Annotated in this window: 4 protein-coding genes; all 4 read left to right on the plus strand. The window is 74.0% G+C overall.

The annotated features are described in order from the left end of the window. Positions 1–723: two-component system response regulator CseB (cseB, locus tag K6I34_RS30125; RefSeq protein ID WP_275127184.1), on the plus strand; the 723-nt coding region annotated here is incomplete at its 5' end. 5 nt (positions 724–728) lie between these two features. After that, positions 729–1,991, plus strand: a complete 1,263-nt coding sequence (locus tag K6I34_RS30130) for a HAMP domain-containing sensor histidine kinase (RefSeq protein ID WP_229330740.1) — start codon at positions 729–731, stop codon at positions 1,989–1,991. A gap of 133 nt (positions 1,992–2,124) precedes the next feature. Further along, complete coding sequence (locus K6I34_RS30135; protein WP_374231060.1) at positions 2,125–2,907, plus strand: ABC transporter ATP-binding protein; 783 nt, start codon at positions 2,125–2,127, stop codon at positions 2,905–2,907. Positions 2,908–2,943: 36 nt separating this feature from the next. Continuing rightward, positions 2,944–5,508 carry an ABC transporter permease gene (locus K6I34_RS30140; protein ID WP_229330743.1) on the plus strand — a complete coding sequence of 855 codons (2,565 nt, stop codon included), beginning with the start codon at positions 2,944–2,946 and terminating at the stop codon, positions 5,506–5,508. Positions 5,509–5,667: the final 159 nt, after the last annotated feature.

Here is a 5,667-nt window from a genome sequence, read left to right on the forward strand (position 1 = left end):
GCCTCTCCGCGCCCCGTCCGCGTGCTGCTGGTGGAGGACGACGACCTGATGCGCCAGTCCTTCACCGTCGCCCTGGAGCGCTACGGCTACCGGATGACGGCCGCGGCCGACGGGCTGACGGGCCTGGAGCTCTTCCGCGCCGACACCTCCGGCTTCGACCTGCTGGTCCTGGACGTGATGCTGCCCGGCCTGGACGGGATCGGCCTGTGCCGCAGGGTCCGGGAGACCAGCCTGGTGCCCGTCCTGATGATGTCCGCCCGCGGCGACGGCCTCGACGTCGTCGCCGGTCTGGAGGCCGGAGCGGACGACTACGTGGTCAAGCCCGTGGACACCTACGTGCTCGTCGCGCGCATCCGCTCGCTGCTGCGGCGCGCGACATACCCGGCCGCCCCGGAACCCGCGCGCACCCCGGACGCGGAGCCGCCGCCGTCCGCGGGGGACGTGCTGACCTTCGGGGACCTGACCATCGACACCGGCGGCATGGAGGTGTCCGTCTCCGGAAACCCCGTGGCACTGACCCCGACCGAGCTGAAGCTGCTCCTCGAGTTCGCCGCCAGCCCCGGCATCGTGCTGGAGCGGCACACCCTGCTGCGCAACGTCTGGGAGTACGGCTGGGACGGCGACAGCCGTGTCGTGGACCTGTGCGTGCAGCGGCTGCGCAAGAAGGTGGGCCGGGACCGGATCGAGACGGTCCGCGGCTTCGGCTACAAGCTCAGGCGCTGAGACCGGTGCGCCCCTTCGACTTCAGCTTCAGCAGGCTGCGTCCGGCCCGCGTGTCCCTGCGCTGGAAGATCGCCGCGCTGGCCGCGGCCACCGCCTGCCTGGTCGCCGTGGCGGTGGGCGTGCTGGTGCACGTGTGGACCGCGCAGGACATCCGCGGCCGGGCCGAAATGCGGGCATTCAACGACGTGTACTCGGCCATGGACGTCTACCGGCGCACCGGAACGCTCACGGCCGGCGCCGAGCTCGATCCGGCCGACCTGCCCGACGTCCTGCGGCATCCCGCCGACGGCGACCGGCACACCGCGTACGACGGGCACGTCGAGAACAACCTCGGGCCGAGCTACTGGGCCGCCCAGCGGACCGGCGGCCCGGGCAGCCCGGTCCTCGCCGTCCGTATCAGCATGAACAACGACTTCCACACGCTGCGCCAGCTCGACGTGACCATGGCGGTGTCCTCGCTGGTCGCGCTCGCCGCGGCCGTACCCCTGGCGGCCTACGGGGCCGGGCTGCTCGGCCGCCGGCTGCGGCGGGTCGGCGAGACCGCGGGCCGGATCTCCGCCGGGGACCTCGACGCCCGGACCGGGCCCACCGAAGGCCGCGACGAGGTGGACGACATCGCCGCCACCGTCGACCTCATGGCCGACAGCCTCGGCCGCCGCCTGCGCACCGAGCGCCAGTTCACGGCGGACGTCGCCCACGAGCTGCGCACCCCCGTCGGCGGTCTGCTGGCCGCCGCCGACCTGCTGCCCGCCGGGGAGACGGAAGACCTCATCCGCGCCCGGGTGCGCGATCTGCGCGGCCTGGTCGAGGACCTGCTGGAGATCTCCCGGCTGGACGCGGGCGCCGAACAGCCGGTCAGTGCCCATGTCCCGCTCGGCGCGGTCGTCGCCGAGGCCGTGGCGCGCACCGGCTTCGACACGGAGGTCACGCGGCACGCGGAGGACGCCACGACCGTGGAGACCGACCCGCGCCGCCTCGAACGGATCGTCAGCAACCTCGTCGTCAACGCCCACCGGCACGGAGCGGCCCCGGTACGCGTCACCGTCGAGGGCCGTACGGTCGTCGTCCGCGACCACGGCCCCGGCTTCCCCCAGGACCTGCTGCTCGACGGCCCGCGCCGCTTCCACACGGGCGCGGCCGAACGCGGCGCGGGCCACGGCCTCGGCCTGACCATCGCCCTGGGCCACGCCCGGCTCCTCGGCGCCGAGCTGCGCCTGGACAACGCCCCGGACGGCGGCGCCGTCGCCACCCTGCGCCTGCCGGACTGACACCGTCCGGGGCTCGGCGCGTACACAACCGATACGCGGCGGAGCGGACGCCGATACACAGACGTCCAGGCTCCGATACGTTCCCCGGACACCCTTCGGAACGCACCCTTGCGCACCCGAGGAGGAGTCCCCTGTGACCGTCGATCCCTTTGCCCCGCACGCGCTGCACCCGACGCCCGGGGTCGCGGCCGCGACCACCGACCTGTCGAAGGTCTACGGCAGCGGCGACACCCGTGTCACCGCCCTGGACCGGGTCAGCATCGCCTTCCGGGAGGGCGAGTTCACCGCGATCATGGGGCCGTCCGGCTGCGGCAAGTCCACCCTGATGCACTGCGCCGCCGGGCTCGACGCGCCCAGCTCCGGCTCCGTGCGCGTCGGCACCACCGAACTGAGCACGCTGAACGACCGGCAGCTCACCGAGCTGCGCCGCGACCGGATCGGCTTCATCTTCCAGGCGTTCAACCTGCTGCCGACGCTCACCGCGCTGGAGAACATCACGCTGCCCCTCGCCATCGCCGGGCGCCGCCCCGACCCGCAGTGGCTGGACCGCGTGGTCTCCATGGTCGGCCTCTCCCAGCGTCTCGGCCACCGGCCCGCGCAGCTGTCCGGCGGGCAGCAGCAGCGCGTCGCGGTGGCCCGTGCCCTGGCCTCCCGCCCCGCGATCGTCTTCGGCGACGAGCCCACCGGCAACCTCGACTCCCGCGCCGGGGCCGAGGTCCTCGGCTTCCTGCGCGACTCGGTGCGCGAGCTGGGCCGGACCGTGGTCATGGTCACCCACGACCCCGTCGCCGCGGGCTACGCCGACCGCGTGGTCTTCCTCTCCGACGGCCGCCTGGTCGACGAGATGACGCGCCCCACCCCGGACCGGGTCCTGGACCGCATGAAGGCCCTCGACACCCGCTCACGCACCAGCTGACCCGCCCCGTACCTCCCAGACCCCGGAAAGCCCCTCATGCTGAGAACAGCCCTGCGCAACGTCCTGGCGCACAAGGCCCGTCTGGTCATGACCGTCCTCGCGGTCTGCCTGGGTGTCGCGTTCGTCTCCGGCACCCTCGTCTTCGCGGATTCGTCCGCCGCGGCCTACCGCGCGGCCGCGTCGCAGAACTTCGCCGGTATCGCGGTCACCGTGAGCCCGAAGGACCCCCCGCCCGGGGCCCCCGCGGACCGGACCGCCGGCGTGCTCGACGACGCGCTCGCGCGGAAGCTGGCGGATGTCCCCGGTGTCGCCGCCGTGCGCCCGGCGGTCGATGGCACGGCCACCCTGAACGCCGCCGACGGCACGCCCCTGCGGGCCGACAAGGCGTGGGCGCATCCGGCCGCCGCCTACGTACCGGGCAAGGACGGCAAGGACAGCCGCTATCCGCTGGTCAAGGGCCGCGCCCCCGCGAACAGCGGCGAACTCGCCGTGGACAGCGGCACGGCGGCCGCCGGTCACTTCCGTATCGGCGACACGGTCACACTGGCCACCGACGGCCCGGCCATGACCAAGCGGCTCGTCGGCATCGTCACCACCAAGGACACCCGGGTGACCGCGGGCGGCACCCTCGCCCTGTTCGACAAGGCGACCGCCCAGCAGCTGTTCGCCACCCCGGGCCACTACACCGGCATCGACCTGTCCGCCACGCCCGGCACCGGCCAGCCCGAGCTCTCCCGCCGGGTCTCCGCCCTCCTCCCCGCCGACCGGGCCGAGGCCACCACCGGCAGCGCCCAGGCCACCCAGCAGGCCACCAACATCGACACCATGACCCGGGGCTACAAAAAGCTGCCGATGGTCTTCGCCGGGGTCTCGCTGTTCATCGGCTCGTTCCTCGTCGTCAACACCTTCACCATGCTCATCACCCGGCGCACCCGGGAGATCGCGCTGCTGAGGGCGATCGGCGCCTCGCGCCGCCAGGTGGTCCGCTCCGTCCTGTGGGAGGCCCTCCTGGTCGGCCTCGTCGCGTCGGCGGCCGGTTTCGTCCTCGGCCTGGGCATCGCCTCGGTGCTGCCCGACCTCCTGGGCACCAGCTCGGACCCGCTGCCCCGCGGCCCCCTGGTGATCGGCCCGAGCCCGGTCGTGGCGGCGCTCGGCGTGGGGGTGGGCGTCACCGTGCTCGCCGCGTGGCTGCCCTCCCGCCGGGCGGCGAAGGTCGCGCCCGTCGAGGCGATGCGCTCGGCCGAACAGGAGCCCTCCGCCGCCCGGTCCCGCGTCCGCGCCGTGACCGGTTCCGTCCTCCTCGCCCTCGGCGCCGGCCTGCTGATCTCGCTCACCGGGGCGAAGGACGCGTCGGAGGCGAACCTGAACAGCGCGATGCTCGGCTGCGCCGTCCTCGTCGTCGCCATGATCGTGCTCGCACCGCTGCTCGCCTCCCCCGTGATCCGGCTGACCGGATGCCTGACCGGCCGCTTCGGGGTCGCCGGCCTGCTCGCGCGGCAGAACGCGCTGCGCGACCCGCGCCGCACCGCGGCCACCGCCTCCGCCCTGATGATCAGCACGGCACTGGTCGCCGGGCTCGCCGTCCTCGGCAACTCCACCGGTCAGGCCCTCGACCGCCAGGCCGCGGCCGGGCTCGGCGCCGACTACGTGATCGGCACCCGTACCCCCACGGTCGCCGTCGACCCGGCGGCCGTGCGACGGGTGGCCGACACCCCCGGGGTACGGACGGCCACCGCCGTCACGGACTCCACCATGACCCTCGGCGGCATGGGCCGGGCGATCTCCGGCGTCGACCCGGACACCGTGAAGGACGTCATGAAGCTCGACCTCACCAGCGGCTCCCTCGCGGACCTCGGACCGGGCCGGATCGCCGTCTCCAGCACCATCGCCCGGGAACACGGCGTACGCGCGGGCGGCAAGATCAACGCGAGCATGGGCCGTGGTCAGGACTTCAAGCAGTACACCGTCGTGGCCGTCTACCAGGACAACCCCATCGCCCAGGACGTGCTCGGCGCCCGGAGCGAGGTGGCGGAGCACAGCTTCAGACCCGGCTCCGTCCAGCGGATCCTCGTCCGCACCGACAGCGGCGCGATCTCCCAGAAGACCGAGGACCGGCTGCGTACGGCCGTGGGCAACAACCCGCTGCTGACGGTGCAGGACCGGAAGGCACTCGTCCGCGAGGCCGCGGGCGCCGTGGGCGAACTGCTCACCCTGATGTACGGGCTGCTCGCCATCGGCGTCGTGATCGCCGCGCTCGGCATCGTGAACACGCTGGCCATGTCGGTCGCCGAGCGCACTCGCGAGATCGGCGTCCTGCGCGCCGTCGGCATGGACCGTGCCGGGATCCGCCGGATGATCCGGCTGGAGGCGGTGACCGTCGCCGCGTTCGGCACGCTGCTGGGCCTGGCGGGCGGCCTGTTCTGCGCCTGGGCGGTCGGCGCGCTGGCCAACGGCGCCATGACGCAGTATCACTTCGCGCTGCCCTGGGGCACCTTGCTCCTCGTGTGCGTGGTGTCCCTCGCGATCGGCGCGCTCGCGGCCGCCGTCCCGGCCCGCCGGGCTGCCGCCCTGAGCCCTCTGGAGGCCGTCGCGGAGTCCTGACGCACGGCTTGCGGCACCGCCGCACCCGGCGCGACCCGACCTCGCCCGCCTGCCGCACCCGGCCCTGGGACCCGACCTCGCCCGCCCTGCCGCGGGCGAGGTCGGCCCGTTCCGGGAGCTTCCTCCCGCTGCGGCGCCTTCGTCGGCACGGACGTTCCC

The sequence above is a fragment of the Streptomyces sp. UNOC14_S4 genome (genome assembly GCF_020740835.1).
In the GTDB taxonomy this organism is placed as follows: Bacteria; Actinomycetota; Actinomycetes; order Streptomycetales; family Streptomycetaceae; genus Streptomyces.

Coding starts and splice junctions, on each gene's coding strand:
- K6I34_RS30140 (WP_229330743.1), top strand. CDS start 2,944: ATGCTGAGAACAGCCCTGCGCAACGTCCTGGCGCACAAGGCCCGTCTG.